The organism is Arthrobacter sp. 24S4-2, assembly GCF_005280255.1.
In the GTDB taxonomy this organism is placed as follows: domain Bacteria; phylum Actinomycetota; class Actinomycetes; order Actinomycetales; family Micrococcaceae; genus Arthrobacter.
Map to the genome: position 1 here is coordinate 2766969 of NZ_CP040018.1, position 20375 is coordinate 2787343.

Here is a 20375-nt window from a genome sequence, read left to right on the forward strand (position 1 = left end):
CACGGAGGCCGGTATCCCGTACTGGGTGCTCGGGTCGTTCATGCTCGGCGCTGTCTGCTCGATCGGTTCGGTGCTCGTCTCAGTCCTGACCACGCCGGAGATCCCGCCGTCCAAGGAGGAGCTCGCGGCACTGCGTGCCAAGAAGGGCGGCCTCGGTCCCGCGGTGAAGGAGATCGCTGAGGCGATCCGCGAGATGCCGCTCCAGCTGCGCAAGCTGAGCGTGGTCTACCTGTTCCAGTGGTACGGCATGGTCTGCTACTGGCAGTTCATCGCTTTGTCCATCGCGAGGTCCACGGACCAGAGCAACGAGGACGCTGTCGCGTGGACCGGCCTGGTCAACGGCTGGTACAACATCGTGACGTTCAGCGTCGCCTTCGCGCTGGTGGCCTACGCGCGCAAACGCGGCGCCAAGGTGGTCCACTGCGTGTGCCTGCTACTGGCCGCTGTCGGGTTAACGATCTTCCCGTTCATCGATAACAAGTACCTGCTCTTCATCCCGATCATCGGCCTCGGGATCGCCTGGGCCTCGATCATGGGAGTGCCCTACATCATGGCCGTCCGGATGATCCCCTCAACCCGGTACGGCGTCTACATGGGCATCATCAACATGATGATCGTCGTGCCGATGCTGATCCAATCGGTGACCTTCGGCTGGATCTACGAGCACCTGTTGGGAGCCAACCCCAACTACGCGATCGTGTTCGCCGGTGTGCTCCTCGGTCTGGCCGGGCTCACCATGCTGTGGATCAAGGAACCACCGATCGTTCGCGACGTCGATGAAATCAACTACACGCCGTCGGCCGGACACTGAGGAGATAGCCATGCCTATGAAGGACTACCGCACCATCGTCGTCGGGACCGACGGATCCGGGCTCGCCGGACCCGTCGTCGCACGAGCCGCTTGGCTCGCAGTAAGAGACGACGCCGATCTCGTCATCGTCTGCGCATACGCCCGTGTGCCCCGTCGGGCGGAAGCCATGAACGTGCGCACTCTCGGCGGCGACCCACGCAGCGGGCAGGTCCTCGGCCGCGAGGCAGCCGCACTCGCCGTCGAGACCGCCATGGCCATGGCCAAGGATGAGGGGGCGACGGTCTCCGCCACCCTCCTCATCGACGGCGAGCCGGCCACCGCACTCATGGCCACCGCTCAAGAGCGATCCGCGGACCTCATCGTCCTCGGGGCCATCCATGACCGCTCGCTCGCAGATCGGCTGCTCGGGACGGTGGCCACTGAAGTAGTTAAAAGGGCGACCTGCGACGTGCTAGTGGTCCGCCCGACCGACGACGAAGGCGACCTCGAGGTGCCCGAGGACGCACCACAGGGCTGACCGAGCAGACAGTCATGACAGGCAAGGCCGGTTGATCACCTACGCGGACCGCCTCGGGGGAGACCTCCAACTGGCCCCAGCCAAGACGGCGGTCACCCGGGACCGCCACGGTGACATCACGGCCGAGCTGCGGCTACTACCCGGTCAACACGGGCAGTAGCCGCAGCTTCGTCCTCGTCACCCGCGTGACGTGGGGTGACGACGGCCGGCCCGTCGTCAGCGACCGCGTCTACTAGCTCCGCTAAGCCGAGAGGACCCAGCAATATGTGGCGCGACCGCCTGATCCCGCACCGCGGTGCGCGCGACATGCTTGGTCGCCGACGATCGCCAAAACCGCGACATGGGACGGGCGGCGCTCCGCGAGGACTCGCAGCCGCGTCAATCCCTCTGAGAGCCCTGCCTGAGAACACTGCCTGAGAACCCGTGTGACCTGACAGGTGATGCGCGACAGTTCTCTGTCAGCTGATGTGCGACAGGTGGCCTGGAGAACTGACGTGCTGGTCCACGGCCAGCATGCTGAGCGTAGCGAGATGAGGGCTCGGGCCGCCCTCCGCGGAGCCAAACCTGGGCCTCGACGTGTTCCGTCCGGGATCCAGTGCCGCAAGACTGTCGACGCTATGTTCCGGGCGGCTCCACGGCCACGGAATGGCCCTGGCGCCGCAAAGCGCTCTCGGCCAGGGCGAATTTCTATGTGGCTATGTCCTGGGTTTGAAAGTGAAGGACTCCACGGCCGGCTTCAAGCTTGGACTGCTTCTTCCCTGGTCAGATTGATGTGGCATCGATCAAGAGTGACGGCTATTCCTTTCAGGTCGAGATGAACTACCGGGCGGCCGGGCGAGGCCTGAAAATCGCTGAGGTACCCATTCACTTTGAAGAACGCGCGGAAGGGGCGTCCAAGATGAACCTCCATGAACAGATCGAGTCTGCGCTCACACCTTGGAAGCTTACGTCTTCAAAAAGAGTCGTTTCGACTGCCGCTTCCGCCCGGCGGCGAAGGCCAGCTCCACGAGTTTCCGCGGCGCTTCTCACGCAGCGGCTCTTAGCCGCCCACGAAACTACGTTTTGACCGCCATTCCGATCTAAAGTCACAGCAGAAGCAGTGCAGACGACTTCGGACATTCCGTGCAGTCGACTTCAGAAAATGACACCCGGCACCAATGCCGTTCCGGTTTTCATCCCACACCCGACCAATCATCAACAGGGTTACTAACGTCGAAATCCGACCCGTTGCGACGTTCGTTAGGAGCCGCCTTTATCACCGTAACCGTCCGCGGGGCCTGGAAGGACAAGTGCCGGATCCATTCGGGTTCGTGGTCCCGTAGTTGGATTTCGGGAAGTGCTGCTGCGGTTTCCTGGATGGTGACGGCGGCCTCGAGTTCTGCGAGCTTGGCCCCGAGGCAGCGGTGGATACCGGAGCCGAACACTTGGCCGTAGGCGGTTGATTGGCTGCGACCGGCCGCAGTCCGCGACGGGCGCTCGGGGCCGGCCGGGGCCGTGATGCTGTTGCCGCTCAGCTCGAGGAGGATTTCGGCGCCGGCAGGGATCGGGGCGCCGGCAAGGTTTGTGTCGTGGGCTGCGACGCGGCGCCAGGTGGGGACGGATGACTCGGTGGCAAGTACGTGCCGGACCATGGTCCTGGAGCCGGCTTCGGACGCGGCATCTTTCCAGTCCACAGGCGCGGACCCTTCCAGGAGCCGGAACAGGGCGGTGCTGATCAGTTGGGTGGTGGTTTCCTGCCCGGCGATCAGCAGGAAGTAGCCCAGCGAGCAGATTTCCGGGGTGGACAGGCCGTGTTCGGCCAGGGATTTGAAGAGGTTGCGTCCGGGGGCCGTCCTGGTTTCCGCGACGAGTTTGCGCAGCCAGACGTAGAAATCGGCGGCGCTGTGGGCGAGTTCGAGTTGGCGGTCCTCGGTGGGCCAGCCCCAGAACAGCTCCATGGAGTCACGGCCCCACCGCTTGAGGTCCGCGAGATCCCGGACGGGCAGGCCGAGGAGTTCGACCATGACGACGGCCGGAGGAATCGCCGCGACAGTGTGCACGAGGTCCGCGTGGCCGGATGAGCCGAGCTGGTCCGCGGCGCTGCGGGCTGCTTCCCGGGCCAGTTCGCGGATCCTGGGCTCCATTGCGGCGACTGTTGCGGGCGTGAAGAATCCCGCCACGACCTTGCGGATCCCGGCGTGGGTGTCCGTGTCGTTGCTGGCCAGCACGGGAGGCAGCGCAAAGCGGACGCGCTGCAGCACCCGCAGGGCGGGTCCTTCCAGGGGTGTCACCGCGATCAGGGCATTCGCGGGGCTGAAGTCGGCGGGCCGGTGCAGGACCTCACGGACGGCGTCCGGTTCGCGCACCACGAGGTACGGGCACCGTGAGTCGGCAGCGCTTTTCGCGTCGCCAAGGCTTTCCGCCCGGTCAGAGCTGTTCACCTGGCCAGGGGTCTCCGCCGGTTCCGGGCGTGCCGCCGGTACCTCCGCGGGTCCGGCGGACATCAACGCCGGGTTCATGCCGGCAGGCCGTTCAGCCAGGCAGCTGCGTCGGCACGGAAAGTGGCCGGCGGCAGTTCCGCGGCCTGCTCGGGAAGGGCGCCGAGGAAGGGCACCCCCAGCGATCCGAGCACCTCCCGGTTGCTGAGGTGCACGAAGGCGGGGTTGGCGGGCCAGCTTCCAAGCACGACTCCAAGTACCTGCAGGTCCCGCACAGCCAGTGCTTCGAGGGTCAGGGCGGTGTGGTTCAGGGTGCCGAGGCCCGGCCGGGCGACAAGGACAAATGCCGCCGCCAGGAGCGATCCGAGGTCCGCCAGGGTGCCGCCGTCGGAATCCAGTTCCACCAGCAGGCCGCCTGCGCCCTCAACCAGTACGTGGTGGTGGGACCCGGCCAGCTCGCGGACCCTCTCGGCGTGCGCATCCACCCGCGGGAGCGGCGTTCCGTCGAAGTCGGCAGCGGCGACAGGCGCCAGCGGCTGTTGCAGGACCACTCCGGTCTCTGCCGTCACGACGCCGCCGAGCCGGACAATTTCGGCCGGGTCGGAATCGCCGTCGGCTGCTCCTGACTGGCACGGTTTGTACACCGCGACGCGGCGCCCCAGTCCGTGGAGGACAGCGGCGAGGGCCGCCGTCGTGATGGTCTTGCCGACGCCGGTGTCCGTTCCGGTGACCAGGATGATGGCGGGCAGGTTCATGGAAGTTCCTCCATAATGCCGCGCAGCACTGCGCAGCTGTGTTCAATTTCCTCGGTTGTCAGGGTGGCGCGGGCGGTGAGCCGCAGCCGTGAAATGCCGTCGGGAACGGACGGCGGCCGGAAGCAGCCCATCCGGATGCCGGCCTCACGCGCGGCCCCGGCGGCCGCCAGTGCCGATTCGGCGGACGGCATGGCGATGGACTGGACGGCCCCCGCTGTTTGCTCGACGGCGGGCCGGTCAACGGCAGCGCCGCGGGCTGCAAGGGCCGGGGCGAGCCCGGCGGCCAGCGCTGCCGCATTCCTTCGGACGGATCCAGCCCGCCAGGGCTCGTCCCGGATGATCCGCACCGCAGCAAGGGCCGCTGCGGCGGAGGCAGGCGCCAGGCCGGTGTCAAAGATGAAGCTCCGGGCCCGGTTGACGAGGTGTTCCCGCAGGAGGGCGGATCCCAGAACCGCGCCGCCCTGGCTGCCCAGTGCCTTGGACAGCGTCGCGGTCACGACCACATTCGGATGCCCGGCAAGGGCTGTCCCGGCCACCGAACCGCGGCCCTGAAAGTGCCCGGTGCCGGTGACGCCAAGGCTGTGGGCCTCGTCGATGAGCAGCACGGCCTCGTACTGCTCGGCCAGGGCAACCAGGTTCAAGAGCGGGGCTTCGTCGCCCAGGACGCTGTAGACGGACTCGACGGCGATGAGCGCGCGCGGCTCCGGCCGGTCGGCAAGCAGCCGGCCGGCGTCCTCCACGCTGTTGTGCGTGAACGATTCGGTGCGGGAGCGGCTGAGCCGGAATCCGTCGATCATCGAGGCGTGGCAGTGTTCATCCGCGACGATCAGGGTCCCGGGGCCGCCGAGCGCCGTGATCACACCGATGTTGGCCAGATAGCCGGAGGAGAACACCAGCGCCGTTTCCGCCCCGGCCATCACGGCCAGTTCCTGCTCCAGCTCCAGATGCAGCCGGGTAGTTCCGGCCACCAGGCGCGAGGACGTGGCGCCCGCGCCCCACAGCGACGCGGCCGACGCAGCAGCCGCGGTAACCCGCGGGTCCGCCGCGAGGCCCAGATAGTCGTTGCTGGCCAGGTCGATGAACTGTTCATCCGCGTCGCGGGGGAGCGGGCGGCGGACCAGGCCACGGCGGTCCCGGACGGCGGCCTGCCGCTCGAGCCATTGCGTCATCGAGCTGCTCATGCCGCGGCTCCGGACCGTGCCGGGACGAGCCCGTGGACTTCGGCGACGGCTGCCGTCATGCCCGCGGTGATCTGTTCAATGTCCGCCGCGGTGCTGATGTACGGGGGCATGGTGTACAGGAGGTTCCGGAACGGCCGGACCCAGACCCCGTGCCGGATGGCTGCGGCGGTGACGGCGGTGACGTCGACGGGGTCTCGAAGCTCGATGACTCCGACAGCGCCGATGGTGCGGACATCCCGCACTGCCTCAAGTTCCAGGGCGGGCGCGAGTCCTGACGCCAGGCCGGCGCCGATCCGGGCGACGTCGGCCCGCCAGCCGCCGTCGCCGATGATGCCGAGGCTGGCGTTCGCTACCGCACATGCCAGCGGGTTGCCCATGAATGTGGGGCCGTGCAGCAGCGCCCCGGCCCGGCCATTGGAAACTGTCGCGGCCACCTCTGCCGTGCAGAGCATGGCTGCCAGGGTCAGGTACCCGCCGGTCAGGGCCTTGCCCACGCACATGATGTCCGGTACGACGCCGGCATGATCGGCCGCGAACAGCTCGCCGGTGCGGCCAAAACCGGTGGCGATCTCATCGAAGATGAGCAGCAGGCCGTGCCGGTCCGCCACCTGCCGCAGCGCTGCCAGGCATTCGGCGGGGTAGGCATGCATGCCGCCGGCGCCCTGGAGGACAGGCTCGGCGATGATCGCGGCGAGCTCCCCTGAGTGCGCGGCTGTGATCTCACCGAGCTCGGACGCCCACGCCTGCACGGATTCGGGAGTGGCTGACGCCGCCGCCGGCGGACGCGGCGCAAACACGTTGCCGGCCAGCAGGCCCGGGAAGGCGGAGTGCATGCCGTCCACAGGATCGCAGACCCCCATCGCCGCGAAGGTGTCGCCGTGGTATCCGCCGCGGATGCTCAGGAACCGCTGCCTCTGCGGGTGCCCGGACCCGGTCTGGAACTGCACAGCCAGCTTCAGCGCAACCTCCACCGCCACGGAACCCGAATCCGCGAGGAACACCCGTTCCAGGCCCGGCCGCCCGGACACGGAAGGGGCCATGCCCACCAGCCGTTCGGCCAGTTCCACCGCCGGGGCATGCGTGAGGCCGCCGAACATCACGTGGCTGAATCTCCCCAGCTGCCGCGTTGCAGCGGCGTCCAGCGCCGGGTGGCGGTAGCCGTGGATCACCGACCACCATGAGGACATCGCATCAACCACGTCATGGCGTGCGCCGTCCTCGCCCCGAAGCTGCAGCCGAACGCCGTCGGCCGCCTCGACCTCCCATAGCGGAAGGTCTGCGGACGCCGGTGCGTACGGGTGCCACAACCTTGCCCGGTCCCGCTGGATCAGGCCCGTCTGCGCCGAATCCTGGGTCATGGTGCGAGCACCCCGTGGCGGGAGCACTCCGCTGACCAGCCCAGCGGCGTGACCTGGACTTTCATCCGGCGCCGGCAGGCGGCGCAGTACCGCGGCGGCTCCATCGCGAGGCGTTCGCCGCAGCGGCGGTGAGCGTCCGACGTCGGGCCGACGCCGCCGTCGGACGGCTCACCGCAGTGCCCGCAAAACTTAGCTGTTGCCTCGCTGCCGGTGGTAGTGCCGGCCAGAGCGGCCCCGGTCATGACCCGGTTCATAGCGTTTTCTGGAGTTCCTTGATGGGCATGTTCAGTTCGACGAGCAGGTTCAGGTCGGCGGTGGCGGGGCGGCCCAGGGTGGTGAGGTAGTTGCCCACGATGACGGCGTTGATCCCGCCGAGGAGGCCTTCCCGCGTGCCGAGGTCCCCGAGGGTTAGTTCCCGGCCGCCGGCGTAGCGCAGCACGGTTCGGGGCATGGCGAGGCGGAACGCGGCGATGGCGCGCAGGGCGTCCTTGCCGTCCATGATGCCCTGGTTCTCGAGCGGGGTGCCGGGGCGGGGGTTGAGGAAGTTCAGCGGAACCTCGTGGGGTTCGAGGGCGGCGAGCTGCGCGGCGAGTTCGGCGCGCTGCTCGAGGGATTCGCCCATGCCGATCAGGGCGCCGCAGCACAGTTCCATGCCGGCGGCCTTGACCATGTTGCAGGTCTCGAGGCGTTCTTCGTAGCTGTGGGTGGTGACGACTTCGGGGAAGTAGCTGCGGGCGGTTTCGAGGTTGTGGTTGTAGCGGTGCACGCCCCAGCTGGCGAGCTGGTCCACCTGGCGCTGGGTGAGCATGCCCAGGGAGCAGGCGATGTTGATGTCCACGGCTTCGTTGATGCGGTCGATGGCGAACTTGATCTGGTTCATGAGCTTGATGTCGGGGCCGCGGACGGCTGCGACGATGCAGAACTCGGTGGCTCCGGTGGCCGCGGTCTCCTTGGCGGCTTTGACGAGTTCGGGGATGTCGAGCCAGACGCCGCGGACGGGGGAGTCGAAGAGGCCGGACTGGCTGCAGAAGTGGCAGTCCTCGGGGCATCCGCCGGTCTTGATGGAGATGATGCCCTCGACCTCCACGTCCTCGCCGCAGTGCTTCAGGCGCACCTCGTGGGCCAGTTGGAGGACGGCGGGAAGGGCTGCGTCCGGGAGGCGGAGGACTTCCTCGAGCTGCGACTGGGTCAGGCCGATGCCGTCCTCGAGGACCTGTTGGCGGGCGGTTGCCAGGATGCCGTGGCTTGTGCCGGTGCTGGCTGCGGTGCCGGTTTCGTCGCTTGCTGTGGTGCCCGGGGCGGGGTTTGCCTGAATCGTCATTGATGGGTCCTTTGCGCTTGCTGGCTGCGGATATTCCTCCGAACCGACGCTAGTTCCCTGTGGGAGGCAAGATTTTGTGGGGTCCCGACAAGCAGGGGAGCATGACTTTAGACGGACCATTGTGCGGCCTGTCTATGGGCGGGCCGTCGGACCCTCACCGGGTGAAGGTCAGGTTTCGTCCAGCCAGGCGGGGAATAATGGGAGAAGTCGCGTGGCCTGGCGCCCGCACTCAATCTTCATGTCAACAGGCAAATGCCGGTTTTTGCCGTGATTCGGCTGATTCTGGAACCGGCCAGACATAGCTACGGGAGGCACATGACGTTGCTGGTTGGAGGAACCGTGGAGGCGGCCACCGCGGAAACCGCAGGCAGGGAAACCGCAGGCAGGGAAACCACAGGGCAGCAAACCACGGTACGGCAAAGGCTGGACGGCCTGGATGTTCTTCGCGGCGCTGCAGTTGGTGCCGTCCTGATGGGACATTCGTGGCCCGGGCTATTTCAAGGCGCCGGCATCGTGGGCGTCATTGTGTTCTTCGTGCTCAGCGGCTACCTGATCACAGGCGTGCTGATGAGGGATGTCGAACAGCATCGCAAAATCCGCTATGTCCGCTTTTACGCACACCGGGCCTTCCGCCTGTTGCCGGCAATCATCGCCTTCCTTGGCGTCTACGCCATCGTGGAACTGACGGCCGACGTGCTCGGGGACCGGTCCAAGGGAATCATCGGTAACACCCTTCTCGCCGGGTTCGGCTACCTCAAAGACCTGCCGCTGCCCTTCGACGTCAGCATGGCCATCGGACCGCTCTGGACCCTTGCGGTGGAGGAACAGTTCTATCTGATCTGGCCTGCCCTGCTGGTGGTCGCCCTGCGGAGGAACCGCCAGGGACGGCTGATTGGCTGGTCCGCCGCCGTCGTGCTTTCATTGATGACCGCGAGCGTGCTGGCGATGCTGATCCTGGCTCCGAACCTGCATTCCCTGGTCTATGCGCTTCCGACGACGTGGGGTCTCGGGCTGGTCATCGGTTCGGCACTGCGCCTGTACCGGGTCCGGATGTTCAGCTGGTTCTCCGGCCGCCGGACCAGACTGGTGGCCCTGCTTGGCTCGATCCTTGTGCTCGCCGCGTTGGTCTTCTTCCCCAAAGCCAACGAGTCGCCGGCCTTCTTTTTCGTGGGAGGCCCGCTGGCCATGGCTGCCGCGTCCGTCCTGGTCGTCCTGGCCGCCTCCCGGACGCGAGTGATGCCCAGGTGGATGCGTGCGCTGCAGCTCCTGGGCATGGTTTCTTACGCGGCCTACCTCTGGAACTATGTCGTCATTCTCTGGCTTAATGGCGGGTCGACAGCCGATCTGCCGCAGCTGGTGGCCGTGACCGCAATCCTGCTGACCCTGCTGCTGGCAGTCGTCAGCTGGCACACCGTCGAAAGGCTGGGACGCATCGGGCGCGAGCGCTTCGACAACTACTACGAGGCCAGGGTCGACGCCGGCACCACGGTTCGTGGTTCGTAGCGATGTCGTGCGAGGCAGCCCGTTCAGGGACGTCCCGGCGTTCGGTCGCGGCGTCCACGCCGCCGGGAACAATGCGGCGCACGGCGGCGGCCAGGCCGCCGTCATCGTCGTCAATCAGGATGCGGTCGACGCCGATGGAGGCGGGCGCCTCCCGCTTGGCATCGTTGCGGGTTGACGCCGCAGACGAAACCGCCGGGGGGCCTAACGCGATGCGGCGTGGCCATGACAGGATCAGTTATGCCCGACCGCCTGATGCTTCTCGACACCGCGTCGCTGTACTTCCGCGCGTTCTACGGTGTGCCCGACACGATCCGCCGCGTCGACGGGACACCGGTGAACGCCGTCCGCGGCCTGCTGGACATGATCGCCCGCCTCACCACCGACTACAAGGCAACGTATCTCGTTGCGTGCTGGGACAACGACTGGCGTCCGCAGTGGCGGGTGGACCTCATCCCGAGCTACAAGTCCCACCGGGTCGCCAAGGAGGTGGCCGGTGCCCCGGATGTGGAAGTCGTGCCCGACGCCCTCGAGGCGCAGATTCCGATGATCCGCCGGGTGCTCGGCCTCGCCGGCATCGCCGTTGTGGGGGCCGCCGAACATGAGGCCGACGACGTCGTCGGCACCTACGCCAGCCACGCCCGGCTTCCGGTGGACGTGGTGACCGGCGACCGTGATCTGTTCCAGGTGGTCGACGACGACCGCCAGGTGAGGGTGATCTACACCGCGCGCGGAATGAAGAACCTCGAAGTCATCACCGATGCGGTCATTGTCGGCAAGTACCGCGTGCTGCCCGAGCAGTATGCCGACTACGCGACCCTCCGCGGCGATGCCTCTGACGGGCTGCCGGGCGTCGCCGGCATCGGCGATAAGACCGCGGCGTCGCTGCTTGGCGAGTACGGCACTCTGGACGGGCTGCTCGCGGCGGCAGCGGAGGCTGGCAGCGGGCTGTCAGCATCCGTGCGGTCGAAGCTGGCCGCCGCTGCGGACTACCTGGATGTCGCCCCCACGGTTGTGAAGGTCGCCCGCGACCTGGGGCTGCCGACGCTCGACGAGGCGGGCGCGCAGCTGCACCCTGCCGTCGGCGAGCCGCGCGCCGAACTCGAGGCTTTGGCCACCGAGTGGAACCTCGGCGGCTCGGTCAGCCGGCTCCTCGAAGCGCTTGACCGCCGCCACTAAGGAGCCGGCTTCGTCGACTGCCTCTGTCCCGGGAATTTTCGCTGCGGTGCAACCGGTCCTGCTTTGACGACTGGTCGTTCCTGCCGAAGGTTCCGCTGGGGAATGGTCCCCATGACACGGCCCCGTCTGATGCGCCACCAAGCACGCATGCGGGGCCTTGTCTGAATATGCTGGCATGGAACACACCATCACCGCCGGACCCTGCCCGCCTCATCGACGAGATTTCCAGCGAGAGAAGGACGCCTCGATGACAACACGAGATACCCATTCAGTCGGCGCGCCGTGTCGCGTCGACACTTTCCAGCCCGATCCCCGGGCCGCGATGGACTTCTACGGCCCGCTCTTCGGCTGGAGTTTCGATGATCCCACCCCGATGCCCGCCGGGCTCGAGGGCGACTACTTCGCTGCGCGGCTCAGCGGGCGGCTCGTGGCAGGGATCGGCCAGGCGCCGGCGCTGGCCCGGCCGACGTGGAACACGTATGTGCGTGTCGAGGACCTAGCGCAGGCCCTGGCCCGCGCCGGGCAAGCGGGAGGTACATGCCTGGCGGGACCTTTTGGTGGTGGCTCAGATGGCGGCCTCGCTGTGGTCGCCGACGCCACCGGCGTCGCGTTCTGCCTGTGGCAGGCAGGCGAGAATGACGGCCGCGGGCTGGCCGGTGAGCCGAACTCCTGGGCCATGAGCTCACTGCACACGACGGATGTCGAACGGGCGCAGGCGTTCTACGGCGAGATGTTTGCTTGGGAACTAGAGCCGGTGCCGGGCGGTGCATTCTCGCTGTGGCGGCACTCCGGCCGCGTCGTGGCGGTGGTGACGGCGACGGACGGCGTGGCGGTCCCGCCACATTGGAGCGTCAATTTTGCTGTGGCCGATGCGGACTCCATCGCCGAGCATGCCGTCGCCCTGGGTGGCACTATCCTGATGGCGCCGATGAATACGCCCGGGTTCCGCAGCGCGGTCATCGGTGACCCCCAGGGTGGTTTCATTGCGGTCAGCGCAGCCGCCAGCTGACACTCCCATCGCCTCGGTTGGTGCCCTCAGCCCGCTAGTCGTCACCGTCCATGCACGAGGGGTGGGCCGGCAAAACCCATAAGGAAGACGGCTGCTCTGCCAGATGCAGGAGGGCGGCCACCGCTCTGCGTTATTCAAAATTGGTCAGGCAGGGTGTGTAGACACTGTCAACACTTTCGGCGTTGGACTGGCTCGAATTGCCTATGTTTTCGGGAGTTTCCAGAGCTTGCAGTGCCTGGAACAGGGTTCGAGCCCCATCTCGGGCACAGTGACTCCGCGCGTCAGGTGCCCTTTGGTCCTAAGTGTGCGCGTATGTTGACGAATCGGTCCCTTCGGGGCTGTTTTGTTGACTGCCATGCTGTGGCGGGGTGGCTCCTTCCTAGAGCTCTGGACGTCCGTGATTTACTGCTTCATGAGTCGCACAGGGCCAGGGCAACATGACCTGAGTCGCCCGGCGCACGACAGAGCGCCTGGCTGGTTTAAGGGATGCAGTCCGTCGTGTGAGTGTCAGTGGTGTGTCATCGCGGGGCTTCGCATTCCGCTGTAGGCTGCCGCGACCCCTACCAGGAAAATGAGGACGGCGAGGTAGATCAGGCCGAGGTGCCCAAGCGTGGCCAGACCCCATGGGTAGTGCGCGGGGAGGGCCACCGCGAGTCCGACGACCGGGACGACAACGGCTGTGGCGAAGGCCCATCGTTCTCCGCGGCGCACCCCATACCAGGACAGGCCTGCGACGGCCAGCCCGGTCGCAGCGATGAAGCCGCTGACCGCGATGTGCAGATGGCTGATGTAGTGATAGAGCTGCGGGCTGAACGCCTCGATCTCCGCCTTCCCCTTATCCACTTGATCGGGGCCGATGCCCAGTTCGAGGAAGGCGTCCGTGAAGTTGAGTACCAAGAAGATTACGGCGTACCCCACGAAGGCCAGCCCGGCCAGCGTCATGAGAGCGGCTCCTGTCCGGAGGCGGGACTGTTTCCCTAGGGGAGTTTGGATGGTGGACACGGCCACCACCCCCTTTCTTATTTAAGTAGGTACTTGAATAGGAATCCCCTGTCGGTAGGCTTGTCAAGAGAACTCTTGAATAGGAGGCCCGAGTGGGCAACCAGCAGGACAAGGATGCGCTCTTTGACGCCCTCATAGAAGCTGCCAAGGCCTTGGGGAACGGCAGGAGGGCGCAGCTGATCGATATCCTTGGGCAGGGCGAGCGGCCGGTTGACGAGCTGGCCGCAGAGATCCACCAGAGTATGGCCAACACATCCCAGCACCTGCAGCGCTTGCTGCGATCCGGCCTCGCCTGCTCCCGACGTTCGGGAACGCGGATCTACTACTCCCTTGCCAGCCCGGCGGTGGAGCGGCTATGGCGAGCACTTCGGGAGACAGCCGAAGCGCACTCGGGGGAGCTGGGCGATCTCGTCCGTGCCTACGTCGGCGATCGCGCCGACCTGAGCATGATCACGCGCGACGAACTGCTGCTGCGGCTGCGGCAGGGCGACGTCATTGTGCTGGACGTGCGGCCACAGCCAGAGTACGAAGCCGGACATATCCCGGGTGCGCTTTCCGTGCCCTTCTCGGACGTTAAGTCTCGACTGCGCGAGGTTCCCCAGGGGAGCGAAATCGTCGCCTACTGTCGCGGACCATACTGCCTATATGCGGACGAGGCCGTGCGGCTGCTCACGGAGGAAGGGCGCCTCGCCATACGGCTGGAGGAAGGCTTCCCCGAGTGGAAGGCGACAGGGCTCCCGATAGAACAGTCGGCCACGGCCCGGAATTCACCGCCACGGCCCTGATCGAGTGGTGCAACACCGCCGACATGGACATTGCGTTCATCGAACCGGGATCACCCTGGCAGGACGGCTTCATCGAATGGACGGCGTGACGCCAGTAGCTGTGACGGTCCGCGGCCAGGGCGATGCCGTGCACGGAAGACACGCCGTCAATGGTGGCCACGACGGAGGGTCCGGTTAGCGGCCCAGCGGCGCTGCCGCGCCGTGGTGGGAGAAAGTGCGGGGGCTGCCCGCCGCCGGGCTCTGGTTACGGTTCAGGGTGAGGGCCGATCATGGAGGTGTCTGCCACGGTCGACGCCGGTCCGTCCTTGGTGCTGTTGGTGAGCCTGCCGGTTAGCGTGGCGTGGAGGACTTCCACGGGAACCGTGGATTGTTGCTTTGGGCACGAGTGTTAGATTCCTGAATTTTCCCTGTCCTCCCCACGGCAGACACCAGATAGCCAGGTCAAGGTGTCAGGAGGAACGGTCATGGACACAGTTCACGACCGGGCGGTCGGCATGGATATTTCGAAACGCGACGCCAAGGTCTGTCTCCGGGTCCCCGGCGCCCGAGCCGGAACCTACACCTCAACGGTGACCACCTGGGGTGCGACCACAAGGCAGATCCTGGAGCTACGGGACTTCCTCGAACACGAGCACGTCACCACGGTGCCCAGTCCCGCATCATCGACGCGCTCACCGGCCGGATCGAGGAGGCGATGACGCCCTTTCGTGCCGCCAGGGAATTCCTGGCCACCATCCCCGGAGTCTCACTCAAAGTCGCCGACGTGATCATCGCCGAAACCGGGGCGGACATGGCCCGGTTCGAAACACCCGGCCGGCTCGCCTCCTGGACCGGAGTCTGTCCCGGCTCCAACGAATCAGCCGGCCGGATCAAATCAGCGCACATCCTGCCCGGCAACAAATACCTCAAAGCAGCCCTGGGCACCGCGGCCATGTCCGCTTCCCGGAGCAAGGACACGTACCTGGCCGCCAAATACCGGCGTATCGCCGCCCGCCGCGGCCCGATGAAAGCCATCGTCGCGATCGAACATTCCATCCTGGCCCGGTACTCCTGTCGGTGTCCCTACCCGACAAGTAACTGACGGGTAACTTGCCGGGCTTCCGGGGCGGCGCTAGGGTTCCGAAAATGGGCGTACCTGGCGGTTCCTTGTCTGATGAGCTTGTCGTTTCGTGGACCTTGGTGGGCAATGACTGGGAATTGCTGGCCAATAAGTCAGGCGTGACGAGGCTGGGTTTTGCGCTCCTGCTGAAGTTCTTTGAGCTTCAGGCCCGCTTTCCTCGTGCTGCTTCCGATTTTTCTCCCGAGGTCGTGGCCTATGTCGGGGCGCAGGTTGAGGTGGATCCTGTGTTGTTCGATGCATACGAATGGTGCGGCAGGGCAATCGAACGTCACCGTGCTCAGATCCGGTCGGCGTTCGGTTTCAGGGAATTTTCCCGCGGTCATGAGGAGAAGGTTGCCGATTGGCTGGCCCGCGAGGTGTGCCCGGTTGAGCAGCGGGACGAACGGTTGCGCGAGGCCGTACTTGTCCGATGCCGGGCCGAGCAGATTGAGCCACCGGGGCGGATTGAGCGCATCATTGGTTCGGCCCGGGCAGCTTTCGAGAAGGAGTTCTGCGAGTCCACCGTCGCCCGTCTGGGTGCGGCTTGCGCGGCCCGGTTGGAGGGTCTGGCTGCTGACGGAGTCGATACCGTATTGCTGGCGGAGTTGAAGGCTGACCCGGGCCAGGTGGGCTTGGAAACCCTGTTGAAGGAAGTCGACAAGCTCTCCGCGATCCGGGCCCTGGGGTTGCCTGCCGGGCTGTTCGCGCATGCTCCGGACAAGCTTGTGGAGGCTTGGCGGTCCCGGGCGGCCCGTGCCTATCCCTCGGACCTGAGGGCGATGCCGGCACCTGTCCGGTTAACGCTGTTGGCGGCGTTGTGCTGGCAGCGGTCCTCGGAGATCACAGACGCCCTGGTCGATTTGCTGATCGCCTTGGTGTTGAAAATCAATACCCGGGCTGATCGGCGGGTCGAGCGGGAGCTGACGGAGGATCTGCGCCGGGTTCGGGGCAAGGAAGGCATCCTGTTCCGGATTGCCGAGGCCGCGATCGGCCATCCCGACGACACTGTCCGGGCCGCACTGTATCCGGTGGTCGGGGAAAAGACTTTGAGGGAACTGGTCCGTGAGGCCAAGGCCAACGAAATCGCATTCCAGGGCCGGCTCCGGACCGTGCTGCGGAGTTCCTACTCCAACCATTACCGCCGGATGCTTCCTGCCCTGCTGGCGGCGTTGTCCTTTCGCTGTAACAACACTGCATACCGGCCTGTCATGCAGGCTCTGGAGCTGCTCAACCGCTACGCCAATGTGGATGGGAAAGTCCGATACTACGCTGATGACGCTGCCGTCCCGGGTGAAGGTGTCGTTCCCAAGGCCTGGAGTTCGGCGGTGGTCGATGAACGCGGCCGCATCGAACGTATACCGTACGAACTGTGCGTGCTGGTGGCGCTGCGGGATGCAATCCGCCGCCGGGAAATCTTCGTCGATGGCGCCAACAAGTGGCGGAATCCGGAGGATGACCTGCCCCAGGACTTCGAGGCCAACCGCGAAGTCCACTACACTGCGCTGCGCCAGCCGGTGGATCCTTCAGAGTTCATCAATGACCTGCGCGAACGCATGGCGGCAGCGTTGGAACGTCTGGATTCTGCCCTGGTCAATGACACGGCGGGCGGGGTGAAAATCACCACCCGCCGCGGGGAACCCTGGATCGGTGTGCCGAAACTTGAACCGCTCCCCGAACCGCGGAACTGTTGGTTTTTGGTATGTGCGAGGCGATAGGAGTCGGTGCCGGTTTCGATGATCGTGCCCTTGAACGTCAGCCGGTCAACGATCGCCGCAGAGCCTCGGGTCGTCTTCCGTTTTCTGTATGCACACCGGATTATCCGGAGCCCGATTTCACATTCGCCTCACACTCGCCGGTCATAGTGATCACATGTTGACCGCCTCCCTACGCGCCACGAATCGGCGGACCCCGGTCGTTGCCTTCATGATTGCCAGACCACTCGTTGCCGTGGCGGGATGGTCCGGGGCCGTCTACGCATCGGCTCCGGCCGGCATGGTGCACATCACCGTTGAGAACAACCGCGTTCAGGCGGCACTCGACGCGCGTGTCGTATCCCTTGATGGTGCGGAGCCGGGCGCTGGGATCAGCGACGCCAAAGGCAAGACGATGACGATATCCCAGCCGACCCCGACGCAGCCCGGTGAACGCACACCGGCGATGCTCGGTGCCGGTAGCCAAAAGGCCGCCGGAACACAGCACTTGACCGGCTTCCGATTCGTGACCGCGGATGAGTTCATGCAGGAGACCGTCCTGGGGACCTCCGCGTTGACCGGTCGCGCGAACGCCGGCCAGGACACGGGGGATGGTCTCAACCCCGGATGCGTGAGCGCGATGGGACCGAACGAAAACCCCACGGAACTATGCCCCGTCTAAAACAGGGGGCGGACAGGCGCCGGATTCGGGGGCGGCTGGCGGGGTCCGCCGCGGTCCTTCTGTCCCTGGTCCTGCTCGGCCACGAACTCATACCGGATGTGCTGGGTGCCCGGCTCGCGATCGACAGCGCGTTGCCGTGGCTCGGACTGGCCATACCCTTATTGCTGCTTCTCGCCGCCGTTGCTCGGGCGAAGACCGCGGCAGCACTGGTCCTGGTCCCCACGTTGTCCTGGTTGGTGATGTTCGGGGGCGCCATCATCCCCCCGCCTCCCGCCGCCGCGCCACCGGGCACAGCGTTGACGGTCGCGACGCAGAATCTCGCTGCGGGCAACCCCGACCCGGGAAAAACGCTGCGCGAGCTGTCGCGAAGATCCCCTGACATCCTCGCTCTCGAAGAAGTCGTCAACCCCATCGACTCCGCCGGGCTGTCAGAATGGCCGTACCAGGTGCGCGTGGGCACCGTTATGCTCCTGAGCAAATACCCGGTCATCGACTCCGAGCCGCTCACCCTCGGGCTCGGCTGGAAACGCGCCCTTCACGCCACACTCGACTCCCCGGCCGGTCCCGTCAGCGTTTACGTCATCCACGCGGATTCCGCCCGCCTCACCGACCACACCCCCCGCAACACCATGATCGAGGACCTCACCAGGCTCATCTCCCACGACGCCGCACCCCGGATCGTCGCGCTGGGAGATTTCAACGCCGCCAGCTACGACACGACCATGGCAGGCCTGAACTCTCTCCTGACCGAAGCAAAACCGAACAGCGGGGGATTCGGATTCACCTGGCCCCGGGAATTCCCGCTGATACGACTGGACCACATCCTCACCCGCGGATTCCACGACACCGGCCTGGCCGTCCAGGACACGACCGGAAGCGATCACCTGGCCCTGCACAGCACGCTGAACGCCCGATGAGGGATCCTCGCGATTTGTCACGGATGCGGTCGGCCGGTTCCGCACGGGCAGTTCAAAGCAAACCGCTCTGGGAAGATGGTCACATGCCTACCTTGCGTTTTCGCGTCCTCGTCGTTGATGACGACGCCGACATTGTGCTGGGCATTCGCACTGCGCTGGAGGCCGATGGGTACGATGTCTTCGCGGCAGCAGACGGGTTGTCCGCGCTGAGTGCCCTCGTCGGTCATGATCCCCATGCCGTCATTCTCGACCTGGAGATGCCTCACCTCGACGGGCTCGCGGTCTGCCGCACCATGCGGGCGACCGGCGACAGGACGCCTGTTCTGGTGCTGACTGCCCGCTCGGCTGTCCGGGACCGTATTGCCGGTCTTGACGCGGGGGCCGATGATTACCTCGGGAAGCCCTTCGACCTCGACGAGCTCCTCGCCCGCGTACGTGCCTTGCTGCGCCGCACCGAAGATGTTCCTGCCGGGCGGCTGACCTGGAACGGTCTCGCGCTCGACGCCGTCAACCGCACCCTCGCCGGCGACGGGCCGCCCATACAACTGACACGAATCGAGGCGGAGCTGCTCTGCGCGTTGTTCGCCGCCCCCGACCGGATGCACAGCCGCACCCGTCTGACCGCGGCGATCTGGGGCGAGGATGCTGCCCCCTCCTCGAACGCCCTGGAGGTGTACATCAGCCAGGTGCGCCGCAAGCTGGCCGAAGCGGGGCGGGAGGGTGCCGTCCGCAACGAGCGGGGCCTTGGCTACCACCTGGTTGTTAAGTGAATCGCCGCGCGGCCCGCAGGCGACGGTTCCAGCCCTCACTGCGGCGCCGGCTCGCCGGTGTCATCTCAGCGACCGTGGCGGCCGTCATCCTGCTCGTCGCCGGCGCGACGTATCTCGTTGTTCTGGACCAGTTGGAGAGCAATCAGGATGTGTCGCTGCTGCGCGAGGCCACCCGCATCCAGCGCCTCGTCCACGCGCAGGCGAACTACGTCGCTTCGGGCTCGGACAGCTGCTCGTTCGCGGCCGAGCCTGCCTGCAGCCGCACCATCACCGCCGCCGAACCGGTCGAGAATTCCGGGGACGTGCTGCGGCTGACGCCAGCCGCCAATGATGTTGCCGCCGGCCGCAGCGGGACGGTTTACTATACGGCCACCGGGGCGGCCGGGTCGGTGAGGGTGGTCGTCGTGCCGGCGGAAGCGGGCCGCGCGATCATCGTCGGAGTGCCCACCCTGTTGACAGACCGCGCCATCGCCCGTGTGAAGACGGCGATTCTCGCCACCGGCGGGGCAGGCATCCTGCTCGCCGGCATCGTGGGCTTCCTCACGGCGACCGTCGGCCTGCGGCCGGTGCGCTCACTGGCCGCCGTCATCGAACGCGTAGCCCGCACTCGCGACCCCGACGAGCGCGTCGACGTCGACCGGGACGATGAACTCGGCCGCCTCGCCACCTCATTTTCCGCGATGCTGCACGAGCTCTCGCTCGCGCGGGCAGCGCAACAGCAGCTCGTGGCCGATGCCTCGCATGAGCTGCGTACTCCCCTCACGACCCTGCGCACGAACTTCGCCCTGCTCAAACGCGAATCGGGCATCGCTCCCGAGCGGCGCCGGGAGCTCGCCAGCGCCATCGATCGCGAGCTTGTGGAAATGCAGGGCCTCGTGACGGACCTCGTGGATCTCGCCCGCGGCGAGGAGCCGATTGACGTCGCCGAATCCATTGACGTGGTGCCTGTGTTCCGCGAGGCCCTGGCCGCAGCGGCCAGACACTGGCCCGCCGCGGCATTCACTCTGACGTCCCCCCAGGATGCCGAACCCCGGGTCATGGCCGAGCGCGGCCGCCTGCTGCGGCTCGGCAGTGTGCTGCTCGATAATGCGGGAAAATACGGTTCGACCGCGGACCGGCCAGCGGTGGAGGTGAGTATCGAACCTCACGACGAGAACGTCCGGTTCGTCATTGCAGACCGCGGGCCGGGCATCCCGGGCGAAGAGCTGGAGCGTGTCTTCGACCGCTTCTACCGCTCGCCGGCCTCCCGCGGCATGGCCGGTTCGGGCCTGGGCCTGGCCATCGCGCACCAGATCGTCGCCTCGCTCGGCGGAACGATCGAGGCGCAGGCCAGACCAGGTGTGGGCACGATCATGGTCGTGGAGCTCCCGGCCGCTTAATC

20 protein-coding genes and 2 pseudogenes are annotated in these 20375 nt (G+C 66.4%); 14 read left to right on the forward strand and 8 right to left on the reverse strand.

Annotation, left to right across the window (positions count from 1 at the left end; translation table 11 throughout):
* Positions 1-25: 25 nt before the first annotated feature.
* The 3 genes from FCN77_RS26350 to FCN77_RS27390 all read left to right on the forward strand — a co-directional run bounded on the left by FCN77_RS26350 (position 26) and on the right by FCN77_RS27390 (position 1564).
* Complete coding sequence (locus FCN77_RS26350; RefSeq protein ID WP_217496296.1) at positions 26-811, forward strand: MFS transporter; 786 nt, start codon at positions 26-28, stop codon at positions 809-811.
* A gap of 10 nt (positions 812-821) precedes the next feature.
* Positions 822-1328 (forward strand): universal stress protein, encoded by a 507-nt coding sequence (locus FCN77_RS12695; RefSeq protein WP_217496297.1) that lies wholly within the window; start codon positions 822-824, stop codon positions 1326-1328.
* Between the two features lie 110 nt (positions 1329-1438).
* Positions 1439-1564, forward strand: a complete 126-nt coding sequence (locus tag FCN77_RS27390; protein ID WP_302647479.1) for a hypothetical protein — start codon at positions 1439-1441, stop codon at positions 1562-1564.
* A 936-nt stretch (positions 1565-2500) separates the two neighbouring features.
* On the opposite strand, the gene FCN77_RS12705 is transcribed toward FCN77_RS27390, so the two are convergent.
* From FCN77_RS12705 to bioB, 6 genes are read right to left on the reverse strand one after another with little or no spacing between them, the layout of a single operon-like run.
* Complete coding sequence (locus FCN77_RS12705) at positions 2501-3811, reverse strand: cytochrome P450 (RefSeq protein ID WP_254678981.1); 1311 nt, start codon at positions 3809-3811, stop codon at positions 2501-2503.
* A gap of 11 nt (positions 3812-3822) precedes the next feature.
* Positions 3823-4500, reverse strand: a complete 678-nt coding sequence (gene bioD / locus FCN77_RS12710) for a dethiobiotin synthase (RefSeq protein ID WP_137322547.1) — start codon at positions 4498-4500, stop codon at positions 3823-3825.
* Positions 4497-5681: an 8-amino-7-oxononanoate synthase gene (locus FCN77_RS12715; RefSeq protein WP_254678982.1), complete on the reverse strand. Its 1185-nt coding sequence runs from the start codon at positions 5679-5681 to the stop codon at positions 4497-4499. Before FCN77_RS12715 ends, bioD begins: the two co-directional genes overlap by 4 nt.
* A complete protein-coding gene (locus tag FCN77_RS12720; protein WP_137322548.1) occupies positions 5678-7039 on the reverse strand; it encodes an adenosylmethionine--8-amino-7-oxononanoate transaminase in 1362 nt (453 codons plus the stop codon). The genes FCN77_RS12715 and FCN77_RS12720 overlap by 4 nt, the downstream gene beginning before the upstream one ends.
* The gene (locus tag FCN77_RS12725) at positions 7036-7281 is read right to left on the reverse strand and encodes a hypothetical protein (RefSeq protein ID WP_137322549.1); all 246 of its coding nucleotides are present in this window, start codon (positions 7279-7281) and stop codon (positions 7036-7038) included. Before FCN77_RS12725 ends, FCN77_RS12720 begins: the two co-directional genes overlap by 4 nt.
* An 8-nt stretch (positions 7282-7289) precedes the next feature.
* Positions 7290-8360 (reverse strand): biotin synthase BioB, encoded by a 1071-nt coding sequence (gene bioB / locus FCN77_RS12730; protein ID WP_137322550.1) that lies wholly within the window; start codon positions 8358-8360, stop codon positions 7290-7292.
* Positions 8361-8675: 315 nt separating this feature from the next.
* Between bioB and FCN77_RS12735 the strand changes: the two genes are divergently transcribed.
* The 4 genes from FCN77_RS12735 (at position 8676) to FCN77_RS12745 (ending at position 12048) form a co-directional block, all read left to right on the forward strand.
* The gene (locus tag FCN77_RS12735; RefSeq protein ID WP_254678983.1) at positions 8676-9863 is read left to right on the forward strand and encodes an acyltransferase; all 1188 of its coding nucleotides are present in this window, start codon (positions 8676-8678) and stop codon (positions 9861-9863) included.
* Positions 9864-9870: 7 nt separating this feature from the next.
* Positions 9871-10038: a hypothetical protein gene (locus FCN77_RS25965; RefSeq protein WP_175417244.1), complete on the forward strand. Its 168-nt coding sequence runs from the start codon at positions 9871-9873 to the stop codon at positions 10036-10038.
* A 62-nt stretch (positions 10039-10100) separates the two neighbouring features.
* Entirely contained in the window at positions 10101-11039 is a 939-nt protein-coding gene (locus tag FCN77_RS12740; RefSeq protein WP_175417436.1) for a 5'-3' exonuclease H3TH domain-containing protein, read from the forward strand.
* Positions 11040-11286: 247 nt separating this feature from the next.
* Positions 11287-12048, forward strand: a complete 762-nt coding sequence (locus FCN77_RS12745) for a VOC family protein (RefSeq protein WP_137322552.1) — start codon at positions 11287-11289, stop codon at positions 12046-12048.
* 507 nt (positions 12049-12555) lie between these two features.
* On the opposite strand, the gene FCN77_RS12750 is transcribed toward FCN77_RS12745, so the two are convergent.
* Positions 12556-12990, reverse strand: coding sequence for a hypothetical protein (locus FCN77_RS12750; protein ID WP_254678984.1), 435 nt, complete (start codon positions 12988-12990; stop codon positions 12556-12558).
* A 152-nt stretch (positions 12991-13142) separates the two neighbouring features.
* On the opposite strand from FCN77_RS12750, the gene FCN77_RS12755 reads away from it, so the two are divergent.
* The 3 genes and pseudogenes from FCN77_RS12755 to FCN77_RS12775 all read left to right on the forward strand — a co-directional run bounded on the left by FCN77_RS12755 (position 13143) and on the right by FCN77_RS12775 (position 16649).
* Positions 13143-13835, forward strand: coding sequence for a metalloregulator ArsR/SmtB family transcription factor (locus FCN77_RS12755; RefSeq protein WP_137322554.1), 693 nt, complete (start codon positions 13143-13145; stop codon positions 13833-13835).
* A 464-nt stretch (positions 13836-14299) separates the two neighbouring features.
* Positions 14300-14874, forward strand: a pseudogene (locus tag FCN77_RS26900) (transposase); the annotation flags it as partial.
* Positions 14875-14960: 86 nt separating this feature from the next.
* Positions 14961-16649: a DUF4158 domain-containing protein gene (locus FCN77_RS12775; RefSeq protein WP_254678544.1), complete on the forward strand. Its 1689-nt coding sequence runs from the start codon at positions 14961-14963 to the stop codon at positions 16647-16649.
* Here FCN77_RS12775 and FCN77_RS26355 read toward each other — a convergent pair.
* A pseudogene (locus tag FCN77_RS26355) lies at positions 16622-16708 on the reverse strand (AAA family ATPase); the annotation flags it as partial. The gene FCN77_RS12775 and the pseudogene FCN77_RS26355 overlap by 28 nt on opposite strands.
* Positions 16709-16857: 149 nt before the next feature.
* Between FCN77_RS26355 and FCN77_RS12785 the strand changes: the two are divergent.
* The 4 genes from FCN77_RS12785 to FCN77_RS12800 all read left to right on the forward strand — a co-directional run bounded on the left by FCN77_RS12785 (position 16858) and on the right by FCN77_RS12800 (position 20373).
* Complete coding sequence (locus tag FCN77_RS12785; RefSeq protein WP_175417245.1) at positions 16858-17307, forward strand: hypothetical protein; 450 nt, start codon at positions 16858-16860, stop codon at positions 17305-17307.
* A complete protein-coding gene (locus FCN77_RS12790) occupies positions 17295-18224 on the forward strand; it encodes an endonuclease/exonuclease/phosphatase family protein (RefSeq protein ID WP_175417246.1) in 930 nt (309 codons plus the stop codon). The genes FCN77_RS12785 and FCN77_RS12790 overlap by 13 nt, the downstream gene beginning before the upstream one ends.
* A gap of 83 nt (positions 18225-18307) precedes the next feature.
* Positions 18308-18994, forward strand: a complete 687-nt coding sequence (locus tag FCN77_RS12795; RefSeq protein WP_137322559.1) for a response regulator transcription factor — start codon at positions 18308-18310, stop codon at positions 18992-18994.
* 74 nt (positions 18995-19068) lie between these two features.
* Positions 19069-20373, forward strand: coding sequence for a sensor histidine kinase KdpD (locus FCN77_RS12800; protein WP_175417247.1), 1305 nt, complete (start codon positions 19069-19071; stop codon positions 20371-20373).
* Positions 20374-20375: the final 2 nt, after the last annotated feature.

Bases quoted from the DNA above. Each gene is read 5' to 3' on its own strand.
- FCN77_RS12695 (WP_217496297.1), top strand. From the start codon at position 822: ATGCCTATGAAGGACTACCGCACCATCGTCGTCGGGACCGACGGATCC.
- FCN77_RS12785 (WP_175417245.1), top strand. From the start codon at position 16,858: ATGATTGCCAGACCACTCGTTGCCGTGGCGGGATGGTCCGGGGCCGTC.
- FCN77_RS12720 (WP_137322548.1), bottom strand. From the start codon at position 7,039: ATGACCCAGGATTCGGCGCAGACGGGCCTGATCCAGCGGGACCGGGCA.
- FCN77_RS12790 (WP_175417246.1), top strand. From the start codon at position 17,295: ATGCCCCGTCTAAAACAGGGGGCGGACAGGCGCCGGATTCGGGGGCGG.
- FCN77_RS12795 (WP_137322559.1), top strand. From the start codon at position 18,308: ATGCCTACCTTGCGTTTTCGCGTCCTCGTCGTTGATGACGACGCCGAC.
- FCN77_RS12725 (WP_137322549.1), bottom strand. From the start codon at position 7,281: ATGACCGGGGCCGCTCTGGCCGGCACTACCACCGGCAGCGAGGCAACA.
- bioB (WP_137322550.1), bottom strand. From the start codon at position 8,360: ATGACGATTCAGGCAAACCCCGCCCCGGGCACCACAGCAAGCGACGAA.
- FCN77_RS12740 (WP_175417436.1), top strand. From the start codon at position 10,101: ATGCCCGACCGCCTGATGCTTCTCGACACCGCGTCGCTGTACTTCCGC.
- FCN77_RS12705 (WP_254678981.1), bottom strand. From the start codon at position 3,811: ATGTCCGCCGGACCCGCGGAGGTACCGGCGGCACGCCCGGAACCGGCG.
- bioD (WP_137322547.1), bottom strand. From the start codon at position 4,500: ATGAACCTGCCCGCCATCATCCTGGTCACCGGAACGGACACCGGCGTC.
- FCN77_RS12775 (WP_254678544.1), top strand. From the start codon at position 14,961: ATGGGCGTACCTGGCGGTTCCTTGTCTGATGAGCTTGTCGTTTCGTGG.
- FCN77_RS12750 (WP_254678984.1), bottom strand. From the start codon at position 12,990: ATGACGCTGGCCGGGCTGGCCTTCGTGGGGTACGCCGTAATCTTCTTG.
- FCN77_RS12735 (WP_254678983.1), top strand. From the start codon at position 8,676: ATGACGTTGCTGGTTGGAGGAACCGTGGAGGCGGCCACCGCGGAAACC.
- FCN77_RS12745 (WP_137322552.1), top strand. From the start codon at position 11,287: ATGACAACACGAGATACCCATTCAGTCGGCGCGCCGTGTCGCGTCGAC.
- FCN77_RS12715 (WP_254678982.1), bottom strand. From the start codon at position 5,681: ATGAGCAGCTCGATGACGCAATGGCTCGAGCGGCAGGCCGCCGTCCGG.